Here is a 17,036-nt window from a genome sequence, read left to right on the forward strand (position 1 = left end):
ATTACGAATTAGTATTACATGAGATGCTGGTTGATGATTAGTGAGTTTTACCAATGTCTGTTGTTTCTGCCATCACTGTTACTGTTCCCGCCACAACTGCGAATTTGGGGCCTGGTTTTGATTGCATCGGTGCAGCATTAAAGCTGTATAACGAGTTCAAGTTCACTCGCCTAGAAGAGGGTGGGTTAACTATTCATGTCACGGGTAAGGAAGCTGAACGAGTCCAAACTGATGAGAGCAATCTCCTTTACCAAGCGTTTGTCAAGTTCTATCAACATATAGAGCAGACACCGCCGACTGTGAAAATAGAGATTAAGTTAGGTGTCCCGTTGGCGAGGGGTTTGGGTAGTTCGGCGACAGCAATTGTTGGTGGGTTGGTTGCTGCTAATCAACTGGAAGGTGCGCCTATAAGTCAGTCGCAGGTGATGGAATTAGCGATCGCAATGGAAGGACATCCTGATAATGTAGTTCCAGCTTTGTTGGGAGGATGTCGTCTGGCTGCTACCAGTGGCGCAGCTTGGGAAATTTGCGATGTTCCCTGGCATAAAGATGTTGTACCAGTTGTGGCTATTCCTAATTTTGAACTTTCTACTTCAGAAGCGCGGGGTGTTCTCCCAACTGAAGTGAGTCGCGCCGATGCGATTTTTAATACGGCACATTTGGGGTTATTGTTGCGCGGCTTGGAAACTGGTAACGGACAATGGCTAAAGACAGCTTTGCAAGATAAGTTGCATCAGCCCTATCGTAAAGCTTTGATTCCTGGTTATGATGCTCTCAACATCGCAGCCGTTAGTGCTGGTGCTTATGGTATGGTAATTAGTGGTGCGGGGCCGACACTGTTAGCTTTGGCGGATAAGTTACACTCAGAGGCTGTAGAGGCGGCGATGTTAGCCGCTTGGCAAGAAGAAGGAATTATAGCCGAGGTGCGATCGCTTTCTCTCGATACCCAAGGCGCAAAAAGCTTTTAAAAATCAGATGACTATTTTACTCAGCACTTAAAACTCGATTTATGGAGCAAATTCAGGCTGAAATGGCGGCGCTTAACTCTCAAATTCAGATTCTTTTAGAAGAACGCGCTGCACTCACTATTAATAATGTAATCTCTGGCGAGAATGATTCACCTCAAGCAATGGTGGAAGCTTACCGCCGTCAAGCTAGGGAAAATGCCCAATTATCAGTTGAACTCCAAGGCATAGACGCGGCGATCGCAGCTCTGGAAGGCCAGATAAAACAAAAACAAGGTAAGTTAGTGCGATCGCAAGTTGCATCAAAAGAACTTATCCAACAGCAAGAGCTAGAAGAAGCCAAAGAAGTGGCACAGGTTCATGCTCAACGCATTAATCAACTAGCAAGTGAACTGGCGGCAGAAGTCCGTCTCCTTAAACGTTGTGCCAATGAATTGAGTCCAATGTATTGGCGGATTTATTATAAGCCCTTCATCACTGGGTTTAAGACAATCTCCGTCCCTTATGTCCGCTCTGACGGGGAAGTGTGGACAATTGTCAACCGGATTGTTTAATGGTCAGCCCCAAGTACTTTTGACCTCACTTCCATTCCTCTCTCCTAAGAGGCTACGGTGTACACACAAGTCTTTTAGAGTTGCGCCATAGCCTTTTGATCCCCCCAACCCCCCTTAAAAAGCAGGGCAAAAAGCTCTCAAAGTCCCCCTTAAAAAGGGGGATTTAGAGGGATCTACGACGATTTTGGTTGTTCTAGAAAGATGTGTGTACACCGTAGCCCTTATAGGGAAGGGGCTGGGGGTCAGGTCTATGACTCAACTTAGGTAGACTAAATAGCCCTGACAATTGGGCTAGAAAATATGACGGGTTTGTAACGGTGGCTTTAGCTGCCGTTTTTTGTTGACGTTGCAAAAGTTTACATTTAGAATGGAATCGGCAAAATCCGATAAGTATTTATTCTTATTTATCCTGATAATTTGGAATTCGATGAGTATATATTCTTATCTATGCCAAAAATTTAAGATTCTAGGGTTAAGGAATGTTTACAAAAGTATTGATTCCTTAATATAATGAAATTAAAAGCGAGAAGGCAAATTTATTGTCAGAAGTGATGAATGCTATTGAATTTCCCTGGCTAACAGCCATAATCCTCTTACCCTTGGTGGCTGCCTTAGCCATCCCCTTAATCCCAGACAAAGAAGGCAGAACTGTGCGGTGGTATGGTCTGGGAGTTGCGATCGCTGACTTTGCACTGATGATTTATGCCTTTTGGTACAAGTACGACTTCCAAAGTTCAACACTCCAACTTGTAGAAAACTATCCTTGGATACCGCAGTTAGGTTTGCATTGGGCTGTGGGGGTTGATGGTTTATCGATGCCCTTGCTGCTTCTAACAGGCTTAATAAATACCCTCGCAATATTCGCGGCTTGGAAAGTTACCACCAAGCCGCGATTATTTTATGGTCTGATGTTAGTGATGTACAGCGCCCAGCTTGGCGTATTTGTCGCCCAGGATTTGCTGCTGTTCTTCCTAATGTGGGAAATCGAGTTAGTGCCGGTTTACCTGCTGATTTCCATTTGGGGAGGACAAAACCGCCGTTATGCGGCTACCAAATTCATTCTTTACACCGCCGCTGCATCAATATTTATCTTGATTGCCGGTTTTGCAATGGCATTCTCTGGAGATACCGTCACCTTCGACATGGCGACTCTAGGAATGAAAGAATACCCCAAAACCTTGGAATTGTTGATTTATACAGGTTTCTTGATTGCCTTCGGTGTGAAGTTACCAATTTTCCCTTTACACACTTGGCTACCTGATGCTCACGGTGAAGCATCAGCACCCGGTTCGATGATTTTGGCTGGTGTGTTATTAAAAATGGGTGGTTATGCTCTCATCCGCTTCAATGTGGAAATGTTGCCCAATGCCCATGTGACTTTTGCGCCAGTACTGGCAATTTTGGGTGTGGTTAACATTGTCTACGGTGCTTGCTGTGCTTTCGCTCAAACCAATCTCAAACGCCGCTTGGCTTACTCTTCAATTGCCCACATGGGGTTTGTGCTGATTGGGATTGCCTCTTACACAGAACTAGGTATTAGCGGTGCAGTACTACAAATGGTTTCCCACGGCTTGATTGCTGCTAGCTTGTTCTTCCTGTCTGGTGTGACTTACGATCGCACCCACACCTTGATGATGGATAAAATGGGCGGAATGGCTAAGGTAATGCCCAAAACCTTTGCTCTGTTTACCATTGGGTCAATGGCTTCTCTCGCTTTACCCGGAATGAGTGGTTTTGTGGGTGAGTTGATGGTATTTCTCGGTATCGCCACCAGTGATGTTTACAGTTCCAGCTTCAAGGTTGTAGTTGTGTTGCTGTCAGCAGTTGGCGTGATTTTGACACCTATTTATTTACTGTCGATGCTGCGTCAAGTGTTCTACGGTGAGCAAAGTCAAGAGTTGCACTTGGATACTGTAATATCTGATGTCAAACCCCGCGAAATATTTATTACCGCTTGTTTGTTGCTTCCTATCATTGGTATTGGTTTCTATCCCAAATTGGCAACGCAGACTTATGATGTGAAAGCGGTGGAATTAGCCGCCCATGCTCGTGAAGTTCTACCAGTCGTTGCTCATCAGCAACCATCAAGTCTGTACTCGCGGATTTTCTCTGCACCAACATTGGCTACTTCTCAAGTTGAAAGTTCAATTAACATTTCTGAGTAAATTAACTTCCCATTAAGGGGTCTGCAAGTAAATTCTAAATTATTAGGGCAATAAAGGGGTGGTTAGATAACTACCCCTAACATTTTGGCTTTTTGGAGGGGCGTTCAGGTGCTAAACTTTTCGTAATTTAGGATATAGCCAAGAACTAAACAAACGGCTAACTCTAGGCATGACAACATAGGTTAATAGTAAAACCATAGTAATGGTAATGATCAACGAAATAATTAAGGGAGGTAAGCCGCGAAGCAGGGGCGTCATAAATGTATTCAACAAATTAATCAACACAAATACAGATCCCCAAGTTAGCAATGCTGTTTTATAGCGTGGTGGAGTTTTCAGTGGTTGACCGGGAAGAGAAAACCAAGCTTCTAATCCACAGATTTGTTGAACATCAGGATCGGATTCCACCAAATGTTTACCTTGATTCAGCCAATATTCGCGATCGCGCGATGTCATCCACACCTTTAAATTTTCATAACCGTCAAACCGGAAGATAATCACGTATTCATTTCGCACTCCAAGTTGGGGACGAATCACGTTTGTTCCCAGATGACCTACATAGGTTCTGGCAACTCTGGTAATATCTTTCAACCAAGCTTCGTAAGCGCTTTCGCATCCTGGCTTTACAACTTGTGTAATGACCACGGTTACAAATTGCTCGTCCTGTTCCATCTCCATTAGTTATCTCACCATCAAGTTAATAGTTGTAAGTTTTTGCAACCGTAGCATGGTTGAGTCATTCTCAAATTAAGGAATACCCAGTTTTTCCAACTTCAAGCCGAACAACATTAGCAGGAACGACACCAGTAGGTGGAGGTAAAAACATTCCACCATTAGTTACAACATAAATCACGGTGTTATCGCTCTCTGTTTGACCAAAAGCCACAGATGTGCTACCAATTACACCTGACTCGGCTTGAGCAATGATAGTAGTAGTGCGATCGGGCGCAATTCGTATCACACTGTTGTAAATGTGCGTTGCTCCATAAAGGTTGCCTTCCACATCAAAGGCAAAGTCATCAATATTAGTTTGCTCAACAAAAATTTCCGGCTCACCTGGTTTATTAGCAGTATCAACAGGAATCCGCAACAGCAACATTTTTTCCGTATTTGAAACGTAGAGGAAATCACCAAAACGTTTCAAGCCATTTGCAGCCGGAAACACGCTCTCCGAATTGCTACGAGCAAGCATTGGATGTTCTAGCCATATTGATCCACTGGGTTGAGCAATATCAATCAGCCAGATTGCACCGCGATAGGAATCTGCTGTCAAATACTGAGTGTCGGAAAGTGGCGTGATGCCATTGAGAAACATTGCGTCTGGCAGTGTCAGCAACGTTTCCACCGTGCCATCATTTTTCACTAGAGAAACCACGGGTATAGAATCACCATTCCATCCTGTTGCTACTAGATCGCCGTTGGTAGTAAAAGCAAGACCACTTACTTTGCCTTCAACGGTGGCATGAATTTGCTGATTGCCATCTGCGGTAATGCGAACAATTTCACCAACTTCGTGATTGCTTACAAAAATTGTGCCATCTGGTGCGTAGGCGTAGCCCGCCGCAGGCATCGCTAGATTTTCTAAAAAAGTATTAACAGGAAACGAGGTAATAATTTTAGCAGGTGCTAATTCAATCGGCTTATCTGCGTAAATAGACGGTAAATCTGCGGAATTTCCCATATTAACCTACCATTGTAATTGAATGGGGCCACCAAACTTTCGCATCTCTGCAAAAAATAGTCCTTGCGTTCCTCCATCGGGAAGTGTTGCCAAATAGACAGCAGTTTCGGCTCCTTCTTCTGCCGTGAACGGGGCATCATCTCCCCCCATATCTGTCTTCATCCAACCTGGAGAATAGGCATTTACGAGAATATTAGTACCTTGGAGTTCCTTGGCGAGAAGCACGGTTAGTCCATTCACTCCCACCTTTGAGAGTCGATAAGAAGGCGCTAAAGGGTAGTAATCAGTGGGAACTGATACCAGAGAAGCCATTTCCGTAGAGATATTGACAATGCGACCGTAGTTTTGCACCTTCATCAACGGAATTAATGCTTGAGAAATTCTGAGTACCGCTAGAACATTGGTTTCAAAGGTAGATCGCATCGTTTCCAGTTGCACAGTTAGTAAGCTGGACTCTTCCGGCTTAGTTGTGGGATTCACGCCTGCATTATTGACCAGAATATCTACCTTGCCGTAAGTTTCACGCAGCCATTCTGTAAACTGTTGCACACTTCCATCATTCGTGACATCCAGCGTGTGATAGTCAACATCAAGCCCTTCACTGGTAAGCTGCTGTTTAGCAGCAAGACCATCTGTTTCATTACGACTCGTCAGAATTACGCGGTTGCCAATTTGGGATAATTGACGGGAAATAGAATATCCTAGCCCTCGATTACTGCCTGTTACCACAGCAATCCTTTTTTGAGTCGTCATTTTTATGACCTTGAAACTGGTTTTGATTGTACTGTACTGAGATGCAATGAATTAAGCAAGTTGATTGCAGCAATGTATTCAATCAATGATTTGACTTACGTTTAATTCAAACTCGAAGCTTGCCGTCCACCTAAGCGTTGTTCTGACGCTGTAGGTAAGACATGGACAGAGATAGCCAATAATTCCAATCTTCATGAGTTAACCCTCATTCCACCGTAAATTGTGAAAAGATTATAGTTAAAGCAGGTAAAGTAGCCACAAAGCAATTATGACCACCAACTTACCTGTAGCCACAGAAATTATACCAATGGTTTTGCAATTGCAACCTGCGATCGCACTAACCGAAGATCAGTTTTATGAGTTTTGTCAGCTAAACCACGACTTTCGCATTGAACGTAATGCTGTGGGAGAATTAGTGATTATGTCTCTAACAGATGCGGAAACTAGCCAACGTAACTTTGAAATTATTGGTCAGTTAGGTATTTGGACAAAGCAAGATGGTACAGGTGTAGGGTTTGGTTCCAGTGGTGGGTTTACTTTGCCTAATGGCGCGGTGCGATCGCCTGATGCAGCGTGGATAAAACGCGATCGCTGGGAAGCCATACCAGCAGAATTGCGAAAAAAATTTGCACCGATTTGTCCTGACTTTGTGATTGAATTGCGTTCCCAGAGCGATCGCTTACAAATTTTGCAAGACAAGATGCAAGAGTATATTGATAATGGGACACAACTTGGTTGGTTAATTGATAGAAAACAACGCCAAGTTTTTATTTATCGTCCTAATATTGCGGTTGAGGTATTAGATAATCCTAAGACGCTTTATGGTGAACCTTTACTACCTGGGTTTGTTTTGGATTTAAGTCAGGTTTGGTAGAGAATGAATTCAAAACTTAAAAAGTATATAAGTTTTTGGTAATCACAGTAATATTACTCAATTTAACTGTGTAGTTTATATTATTTTTATTTTATCAATAAATTGAAACAGTTAGTATTTTTCCAAACTTTTAAGTTTTTACTATTAACTTAATAAAGTATATTTTTTACTTTAAATTAAAATATTTTCATGCCCATACCATAATAATAAAATAGGTTTAAAAGATAATTTCAGTGTTTGTACAATTATAACTTTAATCATATTTTGAATATATTGTATTCAATGGCTCATTTGAAGCCAACCACTTATTCTTATTTATCGAGAAATCAATGTTTAAAAGAACATATAGGAAAGAGGCTCAACAGAGGCTACGCAGTGCAGTAGATAAATACGAAAACGCCTGTAAGTGTTTACAAGATGCGGCTGCAAGTCTTTATCAAAAGCGAGTCAAGCGTGGAGTTGAGACTATTAAACTTTGCGAAAGTTACATAAACACACTTGCAAATTCACCAAAAGAATTTAGCAAAGTTATTGCTGAACTTAAATTTCAGCTTAAAGAAATTACAGGTAAAGACTGGCAGCTAATTGATGCAAACACCAACAAAAATTTTGTAGCAGGTTCTACTGCTGGTGCTGGCTTAGTCGCTGGAGCAGGAGTTGCCTTTCTTGGGCCAACAGCTGCAATGGCCTTTGCAACCACTTTCGGTACAGCATCAACAGGTGTTGCAATATCTTCTCTTTCTGGTGCTGCGGCTACTAATGCTGCTTTAGCCTTATTAGGAGGTGGTGCGCTTACTGCTGGAGGTACTGGCATGGCAGGTGGAAGTGCATTATTAGTAATGGCTGGGCCTGTTGGCTGGGCTATTGGAGGTGCAGCTTTAGCTAGTAGTGGATTATTTTTAGAGCATGAAAATAAGAAAATTGGCAAAGAAGCCAATAGCCGCGCCTTTGAAATTGAAGGTTTGATACCTAAAGTCAACGCATCAAAACAAGAAGTAGAACTTATTGAGAAGGAGACGATCAGATTAGCTGATCTCATTTATAGCGAAATCCAATACTTCCAAAAGAATGCTCCTAAAGATTACTCAGAATTCAGTCAGCCTTTCAAAGAAAAACTGGCAGCTTTAATTAATTCTATCCATGCGCTAAGTCAGTCACTCAAAAAAACAGTAGACCTCAAGCTGTAGAAATAATTTGTAAGTTTATAGTGAGCTACTAACCTTGTTTCGTTGGTAGCTCAATTATTTTGCTAGGTCAACACATGAAAGGTTTGGTATATGGATAAATTGGAAAATAGACATCAGACAAATCAGTTTATTGCTGCAATTGTAGCAGAAGATAATCTGTATCAAGCAGAACAACTAGCTGCCGAACTCAGTAAACAAGATCAAGCCTTTTTTACAGCTATTCAAGAAGTTGATAAAGTCCGTGATTTTTTAGCTACTCCTGAAAATATTTTGGGAAATACAAGCACAAAACACGGTGAAATAGCTGAACAAGTAGAAGTTGGTATTCGTAATGCTAAATCGCTCTTGAACTCTTCGACTCCTCGCGCCACATTTGAGGGAGTTGGAAGAACAGCACCAGAAGATTATTTAATTAACGGGGTTCAGGTACAGTCTAAATTTATCAATGGTACGGGAAATACTCTAGATCATGTTCTCGACCACATGAAAAAATATGATAATTTTGGAAAAGATGGGTCTTTTTACCATATACCTAAAGACCAGTATGAGACTATTCAAAAGATTTTGAATGGTGAAAATGTAGAAGGAATAACAACTCGTACTGCTCAAAAATTACAAGAAAAAGTTCAAGAAATAGAGCAAACGTCTGGTCATCCATTTAGCCAAACTGTTAGACCAGGATTATCTAACTATTCAGATGTACAAATAGGAAAAGTGGATGATACGCTAAATCACTATGAAAAAGAATTAAAGAGAGATAACACAGAAATTAAAGACAGAATACGTACTGAAGCTCAACCTAACATAGCTGATTTTGGTCGGGTTGCCGTTAAAGGTGCAGTTATAGGAGGTAGCATTAGATTTGCTACTAAAATTTATGGAAAGTATAAGGAAGGAAAAAATGTTTTTAAAGGTGAATTAACACTTGAAGATTGGAAAGAAATTGGTATAGATACAGCTACAGGTGCAACACTTAGTAGTGTATCAGCTACGGCAATTTATGGGTTAACTAATTTTGCCCAAATGTCCGCTCCTTTAGCTGGTGCATTTGTCAGTGCTGGTATGGAAGTTGCCAGTTTAGTCAAAAGTTGGAATCGCGGAGAAATTTCTTCAGAAGAATTTGTAGAACTGAGTTTATTTGCTTGTGCAGATTCTGCAATAGTGGCGACTGGAGCAGCGATAGGACAAGCATTGATACCTGTTCCTGTTCTTGGTGCGGTTATTGGTTCAATTGCTAGTCGTATAGTTTCCGATTTCTGCAAAAATTTATTAGGAGAAAATACAAAACTGTGTGACCAAGTAGAGCAGCATTATCAAAAGTTACTTGCTCAAATTGATCAGGATTACAAGACTACTGTCGCTAATATTATTGCTACTTATGAAAAATTGGGTAACTTAGCTCAAGCAGCTTTTACCCCTAGTTTAAATGTAGAATTGAGGCTGCAAGCTAGTATTAAACTAGCAGTAGCATATAATGTTCCTGATTCCAATATTATTCACAATGTAGATGAGCTAGACTTATTTATGTTTAGCTGAGTGCTACTGAAGAATAAAATTTTATAAAAATCGGGACTGAGAAATACATCTCAGTCCCGATAAAAAAGCGGGCTAACCGCTATTGATATGGTTAACCCGTGCAGCTTTGGGAACGCGCAGAGAAATTGTTATTGCAATACCAACTTCACATTGGCGTTTTGCAGACCGCGCTGTTTTACTTCAGCCAAAGTTTTGTTAACGGCATACTTTTGGTTGATTGAGTTGATCAACTCGGTTTGGTTGTGCTTCTTAGCAACGCCCCACAGGTCAGCGATTAGGTCAAAAGAACCATCGCTGTTGCGAGACCAGCCGAGGTCATATTCGCCATCTAACATAGCAACGATGTCAGAACGGACGCGCTGACCGTTATAACCACGGACATCAGCTTCAGTCTTTACGCTGATACCGAGGTCGCGCAAAGAAGCTTTGAGGATTTCGGCATCGGTGATCTTGGTACGCAGGGTGCTAAAGTGAGACATTTGGGTTTCCTCCAATGAGAAGATTGAGAAAAACGACAACGGTTTGTTTTGGGCGAAGCCGCGTTAGCAGGATGCGGCTTTTTTTATAACTGCTAGCATTCAGAGCTAGCCTTTCCCCCTGGGATGGCAGAGGAAAGCTTTTAAAACTCCATTCGCTGATATTCAGCTACGGAGGATGCTGCGGGGCGTGCGCGCTGTCTGGCCCAATCTCTCAGAGCCGTTACTTGTTCTTGCATCGTTCGAGACAGCGGCAATGTTGCCTTCAGTGCAGCAATAATATCTAGTTGGGTGAACTCCCGATCTTGGGCAAAAGCTTCATACATTGCCGCAACGATCGCTTGCTCAACTTCTGCCCCAGAAAAGCCATCAGACATCTTGGCTAGTTGCTCAAGATCGAATCTAGAGATGTCTTCACGGCGCTTAGTCAGGTGGATATTGAAAATATCCTGCCGTTCTTCTGGTGTTGGCAGATCCACAAAGAAAATTTCATCAAAGCGTCCTTTCCTCAGAAACTCGCCAGGTAAGCGTTCTACTCTATTGGCGGTTGCCATGACAAACACTGGAGATTTTTTATCTTGCATCCATGTGAGGAAAGAGCCGAAGATTCTACTTGAAGTCCCGCCATCAGAATCGGAGGAACCTCCACTACCAGCAAAGGATTTATCTAATTCATCGATAAACAAAATCGCTGGGGAAATAGATTCTGCTGTTTTCAGGGCGTTTCGCAAGTTTGCTTCACTTCGTCCCACCATTGAGCCATCGTAGACTCGCCCCATATCTAACCGCAACAGTGGTAAACCCCACAGTCGGGAAGTAGTTTTGGCAATTAATGACTTACCACAACCGGGAACCCCTAGAATTAACATCCCCTTTGGTTGAGGCAGACCATACTCTCTCGCTCTTTCTGTAAAAGCGTTAGAGCGTTGCTTGAGCCATCTTTTTAACTCTTCTAAGCCACCTACAGCATCAATGGTTTCATCTTCTTCAATGTATTCTAAGATTCCATTGCGCCGAATTAGTTGCTTTTTCTCAGATAAAACTATATCTACTTCATCTTCCGTCAAACGCCCTGTAGTTACCTGCGCCTTACGGTAGACTTTCTCAGCTTCATCTTTAGTTAGACCTAAAGCTGCTCTAAGAAGCTTTTCTCTGGCTTCTGTTGTCAACCGCCGACCACGATTTTGGTCTACATGCTGAGTTAGTACTTTATTCAACTCTGCCATATCTGGCAGTGTAAAGTCGATAACAACAACTTCTTTCTCTAACTCTATAGGTACTTGTTGCATCGGCGACATCAAAATGATGTTCTTTTGCGTACCTTTAAAGCTAGCGATCGCATCACGTAACGATCTGTTTGTTGCAGGCGCATCAATAAAGGGGTGTAAATCTTTAAGAATAAATATACTAGGTTCTTTCTGCCGGATTATCCACTCAATCGCCGCCTCTGGAGACACCGTATTATGTTGGGTGACATTCCGAGGTTGACCATACTCCACAATGCCGTGTGTTACTGTCCAAACAAATACTCGGCGCTGGGGCTTTAACAACTGGGCGATCGTGGAAACTGCTTGCTCAGCCCGCTCTTCCTCGGAGGTCACAAGGTAGATTAAAGGGTATTGAGCTTGAATTAGGATATTGAGCTCTTCTTTCATACATCGACCTACTTGAGACCTTATAGAGACAGTAGAGACATTGCTTCTGGTAAAGACAACCGAATTATGAATTATTTATTCATGATTCCTATTTATCTAGCAAGGAACTAACTCTTCCTCACCCTTGGGATTGGTTTCATCTTCATCCATTTCATCAATGGAAAGATGTTCTTGACCAACTACCCCTGGTTGATTGCCTAAAGTAACCAGTTCCCCATGACGTAAGACTAGCGAGCTATCACAAGTTGGGCATGAATAAACTCTATGAGTCCGCCCATAAGAAGAATCTTCTAACTCGTCAACTAATTCTGAATGAGACAGGTAAAAACCAAGGGCACGTTCGGCAAGTTCTGACATTGGCTCAGAATCTACTGCTGAACGAATCTTCAGTTTTCTGTGCAACTCTGGCGATAAATACAAAGTGACCTTTTGCTTAGTTTGCGTTTGCATATAACTCTTTAACGGTCTTACCCGGGTATGTATATCAAGGTATCGGTTCTTTTCTTGCTTGTCAAGACAGCAAAACGTTTTGACGCTAGTTTTGTTACATTTTTTTACATTAGAGGCGGAAATACAGTTGGGTATTGTCTTTTTACCAGGGCCAGCACTTTTGCCACATATCCTTAAAAGTCTTTTATCAAGGCTGTTTAAAAAACCAACAGGAATTAATAACTTGGGTGTGTGATCTTCTGGTTAAGGGAGCAGCCAAGATTTCTACCAGAACGTGAATTAGCGATCGCTAATTTAGCGATTGCCTGAGTTGGCTTATTTTTTAACTGTTTGGAGCGTAAGCGGATTAAAGTTGAACACCTTTCCGGTTGTAAACAACTGATATCCACAAGAGATGCCAGCGAATGACACCAGCATAGAAAAAAGTGATACAGAGCCGATTACAACACCACTGGCGATGAATAGAGCAATTCCTATGCCAATCAACACCCATCCCAATTTCCGATTATCGCGCCCACCCCAATTTAGAGCTACTACACCTCCCATACACAGCAAAATTCCAGGTGTACTGCGCAAGTAGACGCTCACATAAATACTTGTACTTAAAAATGTAATGCCTGCTAGGATTAGCCCTAAACCAATAAGCTTACTGGCAAAGATTACTTGATATGCCTCTTCTTTACTGATGGTAGAGGCTGTAATTTTTGTCGGCGCGGAGTTTGGCGTAGGATTTTTTGTGGCAGATACAGAGGGCTGCTGCACCCTAAACATAAAAGTTATTTTGTCACCCTGCCCAAACGAAATTCTGTCTTTTGGATGCAGTGGACAAAAAACTTGAGGTTGAAGTTTCGCACCATTAACATACGTACCATTAGAACTGCCCAAATCGGTGATATGGTATTCATCCCCATTTACCCAAATTTGCGCGTGGATGCGAGATACTACATCCGAATCTGGTAAGCCAGAGATATCAATATCTGGTGGTTTTTGGTCGTTGGGCTTACCGATGCAAATTACAGAAAGATTCGGTGGAAATTGCAAAGATGTGTTGGTTTGGAAGTGAAAAAGCTCCAAAGTTAGCTCGGCTGTCTGAGATGCGCTGTACATGATTTGTGTGATAAAGCACTTTCTCTGAGCTTCCTCTACCGAGAACTCAAAAGAGAATGGTAAATATCCTGAAAAAATATTCAATTTTTAATGAGCGCTCTTTTGGTGAAGTTTATTCAGCAGTTTACGGATTCGGGAATAACTCGTAAATTGGCGAAGGTATTGATCTGAGTTTCTGGTATTTCTATAAAATCAGTAACTTTGGCAAAATGTGTAATGTAAATGGCTACTGCTAATAAAACCTGTAGTTTGAGACGAAGAATTTATAGGTTTGCCGCCAGCGTTAGCGGAGTTATTGCCCTGTTAATAATGCTGTGGGGTTGTACTGCAAATGATTTTAACGCCGGAGCTATCACCTGGAAAACTTACAGTAACTCTCGTTACGGCTTTGAATTTCCATATCCAAGTAACTGGACTTCTTTAGCTGCCCCAGAAAATGATGATGGAATTGCGTTTATTTCACCACAGGATAACTCCGTGGAAATTCGGGGGTGGGCAAGTCAGCAGCCACCAAATTCGATTGTTACAGAACAAGAGTTTGCGAAAAAGATAAATTCCAACTTTCAGACCGCCCAAGGAGTATCTGGGGTAATGGTTGTAGAAGTTGATGAACGAGTAGGTTCGATGACACTGACACTAATTCATGGTCAAGTAAAATACTACTGGCGGGGACGAAGCAAGAGCCAAGAATTTCAAAATTACTATCGTTTGTTTTATTACATTGCCGAGCAGTATCAGATTTCCAAGTTTTAAGGCATTGGGTATTGGGTATAGTTGTTCCCCTTGTCCTCCTTGTCCTCCTTATCTCCCCACTCCTTTCCCAGATGCCTAAATCCATATCTCTCTCAGAATGATGATTGAGAGGGTACAGAAACCTGATAGATTTAGCTATCAGCGAGTAAAAACTGGTGAAGATGAAAGTCCTGGTTATTGGTGGTGATGGATATTGCGGTTGGGCAACTGCTCTTTACCTTTCCAATCGAGGTTATGAAGTTGGAATTTTAGATAGTTTGGTGCGGCGGCACTGGGATAATGAACTAGGTGTCGAAACTCTCACTCCGATCGCACTAATTCAGCAACGTCTCCAGCGCTGGCAAGATTTGACGGGTAAATCTATCGATTTGTTCATCGGCGATATTACTAATTACGAATTTCTCCATAAAACATTACAGCAATTTCAGCCAAATGCTCTGGTGCATTTTGGTGAACAGCGTTCGGCCCCATTTTCCATGATTGACCGAGAACATGCAGTTGTTACCCAGGTCAATAATGTAGTTGGTACGTTGAACTTGCTGTACGCCATGCGGGAAGATTTCCCCGACTGTCATCTGGTGAAGCTGGGGACGATGGGTGAATACGGTACACCCAACATTGACATTGAAGAAGGGTATATCACCATTGAACACAATGGACGCAAGGATACCCTACCTTATCCCAAGCAGCCCGGTTCAATGTACCATTTAAGCAAAGTCCATGATAGTCATAACATCCACTTTGCTTGCCGGATTTGGGGATTGCGGGCAACGGATTTAAATCAGGGTATAGTTTATGGCGTCTTAACCGAAGAAACGGGGATGGACGAACTATTGATTAATCGGCTGGATTACGATGGTGTGTTTGGTACAGCACTAAACCGCTTTTGTATTCAAGCAGCGATTGGACACCCCTTAACTGTCTACGGTAAAGGCGGACAAACTCGCGGATTTTTAGATATTCGGGATACAGTACGATGTGTGGAATTAGCGATCGCTAACCCTGCCGAAGCTGGTGAATTCCGCGTATTTAACCAATTTACCGAGCAATTCAGCGTCGGCGACTTGGCATTGATGGTGAAGAAAGCTGGTAACACTATGGGATTGAATGTAGAAATCAATCACCTAGATAATCCCAGAGTCGAGAAAGAAGAACATTACTTCAACGCTAAAAACACTAAATTGCTCGATTTAGGTTTAGAGCCACATTTGCTCTCTGATTCTTTGCTCGATTCTCTGTTAAACTTTGCGATCAAGTATCAGAAACGAGTTGATCACAAACAAATTCTGCCCAAAGTCTCTTGGCACAGAACTTAGGATAACTGGCTTAAAAATGGTCGTCATATTTTGGCACAATATGACGACTATTTAATTGTGATTTATCATGCATAAAGCGCTATTCGGTTTAAGATTACGTAATCAACTATTAGCTGCTTACATTGACGCCATCTCAGACTTTTTACAAAAGCAGGGGCAAAACATTAAATCTGGCTGTGCAGAATTGATTACAGTGCAGGAGACAGTCTACTCTGTGTTTGTTACCAAAATAGATTCTTAAGCAGGGATTATTTGCCTGTACTGAATAGTTTTATATGAGAATTGCTCTATTTACCGAAACCTTTTTGCCCAAGGTTGACGGCATTGTAACGCGTCTGCGCCATACTGTTGACCATTTACAGCGTAGTGGTAATCAAGTGCTGGTGATTGCCCCTGATGGAGGCATCACAGAACACAAAGGCGCTAAAGTTTATGGCGTTACTGGCTTTCCTCTGCCATTGTACCCAGAATTGAAAATGGCACTTCCCCGCCCAGCCATTGGGTACGCTTTAGAAGAGTTCAAGCCAGATGTTATCCATGTTGTGAATCCAGCAGTTTTAGGTTTGTCTGGCATATTTTATAGCAAAATCCTCAAAATACCCTTAGTAGCGTCTTATCATACGCATTTACCCCAATATCTCCAGCATTACGGCTTGGGGATGCTGGAAGGTTTTCTTTGGGAACTGCTCAAAGGCGCTCATAATCAAGCAGCTTTGAATCTGTGTACCTCAACAGCAATGGTGGAGGAACTGACAGCACATGGTATTGAACGTGTAGATTTATGGCAGCGGGGGGTGGATACGGAATTATTTCACCCCGACTTAGCTAGTGTAGAGATGCGATCGCGCCTATCAAAAAATCATCCAGAAAGTCCATTACTACTTTACGTGGGGCGGCTTTCCGCTGAAAAAGAAATTGAGCGCATCAAACCAATTTTAGAAGCAATTCCTGAAGCGCGGTTAGCATTGGTTGGGGATGGGCCGCACCGTCAAGCATTGCAAAAACACTTTGCTGGCACAAACACTTATTTTGTTGGATATCTCATGGGGCAAGAGTTAGGTTCTGCCTTTGCGAGTGCTGATGCCTTTATCTTTCCTTCCCGTACAGAAACACTAGGCTTAGTACTACTAGAAGCAATGGCTGCTGGCTGTCCGGTAGTAGCAGCCCGTTCCGGGGGAATTCCCGATATTGTGACAGACGGGGTAAATGGATATCTTTTTGAGCCAACAGCAGATGTTCAAGGAGCGATCGCTGCTACTATTTGCCTCTTAGAACAAAAACAACAACGAGACATCATCCGTCAAAATGCTCGCCAGGAAGCAGAGAGTTGGGGTTGGCCATCTGCCACCAGACAGCTACAAGATTATTACCAAAAGGTAATATTTTCTCAACAGTTGACAAAATAGGGGAGTGGGGAATGGGTAGAGACGCGATTAATCGCGTCTATCGGGAGATGAGGGAGACAAGAGGGACAAGGAACATAACCATGCCCAATGCCCAAAATCTAAAATTCCTATGACCGAAACAGACTCATGATACAAGCCCATTTCTTTTTTATGGGAAT

The 17,036-nt window shown here is 42.3% G+C and carries 17 protein-coding genes; 10 read left to right on the plus strand and 7 right to left on the minus strand.

What is annotated here, in order from left to right; translation table 11 throughout:
• The first annotated feature begins 53 nt into the window (after window positions 1–53).
• The 3 genes from thrB (at window position 54) to F8R90_RS26265 (ending at window position 3,684) form a co-directional block, all read left to right on the plus strand.
• Window positions 54–968: a homoserine kinase gene (gene thrB / locus F8R90_RS26255; RefSeq protein ID WP_196513111.1), complete on the plus strand. Its 915-nt coding sequence runs from the start codon at window positions 54–56 to the stop codon at window positions 966–968.
• Between the two features lie 41 nt (window positions 969–1,009).
• Complete coding sequence (locus F8R90_RS26260; RefSeq protein ID WP_196513112.1) at window positions 1,010–1,519, plus strand: hypothetical protein; 510 nt, start codon at window positions 1,010–1,012, stop codon at window positions 1,517–1,519.
• 551 nt (window positions 1,520–2,070) lie between these two features.
• Window positions 2,071–3,684, plus strand: coding sequence for an NAD(P)H-quinone oxidoreductase subunit 4 (locus F8R90_RS26265; protein ID WP_196513113.1), 1,614 nt, complete (start codon window positions 2,071–2,073; stop codon window positions 3,682–3,684).
• Window positions 3,685–3,795: 111 nt separating this feature from the next.
• Here the strand turns inward: F8R90_RS26265 and F8R90_RS26270 are convergent, their stop codons facing one another.
• From F8R90_RS26270 to F8R90_RS26280, 3 genes are all read right to left on the minus strand, one after another.
• The gene (locus tag F8R90_RS26270) at window positions 3,796–4,356 is read right to left on the minus strand and encodes an antibiotic biosynthesis monooxygenase (RefSeq protein WP_196513148.1); all 561 of its coding nucleotides are present in this window, start codon (window positions 4,354–4,356) and stop codon (window positions 3,796–3,798) included.
• 70 nt (window positions 4,357–4,426) lie between these two features.
• The gene (locus F8R90_RS26275) at window positions 4,427–5,365 is read right to left on the minus strand and encodes an SMP-30/gluconolactonase/LRE family protein (protein WP_196513114.1); all 939 of its coding nucleotides are present in this window, start codon (window positions 5,363–5,365) and stop codon (window positions 4,427–4,429) included.
• 6 nt (window positions 5,366–5,371) lie between these two features.
• Window positions 5,372–6,118 carry an SDR family oxidoreductase gene (locus tag F8R90_RS26280; RefSeq protein WP_196513115.1) on the minus strand — a complete coding sequence of 249 codons (747 nt, stop codon included), beginning with the start codon at window positions 6,116–6,118 and terminating at the stop codon, window positions 5,372–5,374.
• 268 nt (window positions 6,119–6,386) lie between these two features.
• Here F8R90_RS26280 and F8R90_RS26285 point away from each other — a divergent pair, with 268 nt between their 5' ends.
• The 3 genes from F8R90_RS26285 to F8R90_RS26295 all read left to right on the plus strand — a co-directional run bounded on the left by F8R90_RS26285 (window position 6,387) and on the right by F8R90_RS26295 (window position 9,715).
• A complete protein-coding gene (locus F8R90_RS26285; RefSeq protein ID WP_196513116.1) occupies window positions 6,387–6,992 on the plus strand; it encodes a Uma2 family endonuclease in 606 nt (201 codons plus the stop codon).
• Between the two features lie 329 nt (window positions 6,993–7,321).
• On the plus strand, window positions 7,322–8,179 hold the full coding sequence (locus tag F8R90_RS26290) for a hypothetical protein (protein ID WP_196513117.1): 858 nt from the start codon (window positions 7,322–7,324) through the stop codon (window positions 8,177–8,179).
• A gap of 90 nt (window positions 8,180–8,269) precedes the next feature.
• Window positions 8,270–9,715, plus strand: coding sequence for a hypothetical protein (locus tag F8R90_RS26295; protein WP_196513118.1), 1,446 nt, complete (start codon window positions 8,270–8,272; stop codon window positions 9,713–9,715).
• A 128-nt stretch (window positions 9,716–9,843) separates the two neighbouring features.
• On the opposite strand, the gene F8R90_RS26300 is transcribed toward F8R90_RS26295, so the two are convergent.
• The 4 genes from F8R90_RS26300 to F8R90_RS26315 all read right to left on the minus strand — a co-directional run bounded on the left by F8R90_RS26300 (window position 9,844) and on the right by F8R90_RS26315 (window position 13,403).
• The gene (locus F8R90_RS26300) at window positions 9,844–10,194 is read right to left on the minus strand and encodes a DUF1257 domain-containing protein (protein ID WP_012407317.1); all 351 of its coding nucleotides are present in this window, start codon (window positions 10,192–10,194) and stop codon (window positions 9,844–9,846) included.
• Window positions 10,195–10,334: 140 nt separating this feature from the next.
• The gene (ycf46, locus tag F8R90_RS26305) at window positions 10,335–11,846 is read right to left on the minus strand and encodes a stress-responsive protein Ycf46 (protein ID WP_190894599.1); all 1,512 of its coding nucleotides are present in this window, start codon (window positions 11,844–11,846) and stop codon (window positions 10,335–10,337) included.
• A gap of 96 nt (window positions 11,847–11,942) precedes the next feature.
• Window positions 11,943–12,296: a hypothetical protein gene (locus F8R90_RS26310; RefSeq protein ID WP_196513119.1), complete on the minus strand. Its 354-nt coding sequence runs from the start codon at window positions 12,294–12,296 to the stop codon at window positions 11,943–11,945.
• Between the two features lie 315 nt (window positions 12,297–12,611).
• Window positions 12,612–13,403, minus strand: a complete 792-nt coding sequence (locus F8R90_RS26315; RefSeq protein WP_196513120.1) for an FHA domain-containing protein — start codon at window positions 13,401–13,403, stop codon at window positions 12,612–12,614.
• A gap of 222 nt (window positions 13,404–13,625) precedes the next feature.
• On the opposite strand from F8R90_RS26315, the gene F8R90_RS26320 reads away from it, so the two are divergent.
• From F8R90_RS26320 to F8R90_RS26335, 4 genes are all read left to right on the plus strand, one after another.
• A complete protein-coding gene (locus F8R90_RS26320; protein ID WP_196513121.1) occupies window positions 13,626–14,156 on the plus strand; it encodes a hypothetical protein in 531 nt (176 codons plus the stop codon).
• Window positions 14,157–14,317: 161 nt separating this feature from the next.
• Window positions 14,318–15,472, plus strand: a complete 1,155-nt coding sequence (locus F8R90_RS26325) for an NAD-dependent epimerase/dehydratase family protein (protein ID WP_196513122.1) — start codon at window positions 14,318–14,320, stop codon at window positions 15,470–15,472.
• A gap of 67 nt (window positions 15,473–15,539) precedes the next feature.
• Window positions 15,540–15,713, plus strand: a complete 174-nt coding sequence (locus F8R90_RS26330; RefSeq protein ID WP_196513123.1) for a hypothetical protein — start codon at window positions 15,540–15,542, stop codon at window positions 15,711–15,713.
• Between the two features lie 34 nt (window positions 15,714–15,747).
• Window positions 15,748–16,878 carry a glycosyltransferase family 4 protein gene (locus F8R90_RS26335; RefSeq protein WP_196513124.1) on the plus strand — a complete coding sequence of 377 codons (1,131 nt, stop codon included), beginning with the start codon at window positions 15,748–15,750 and terminating at the stop codon, window positions 16,876–16,878.
• Window positions 16,879–17,036: the final 158 nt, after the last annotated feature.

Origin of the sequence: Nostoc sp. NZL, assembly GCF_015714705.1 — a bacterium.
GTDB classification, from domain to species: Bacteria; Cyanobacteriota; Cyanobacteriia; order Cyanobacteriales; family Nostocaceae; genus Nostoc; species Nostoc foliaceum_A.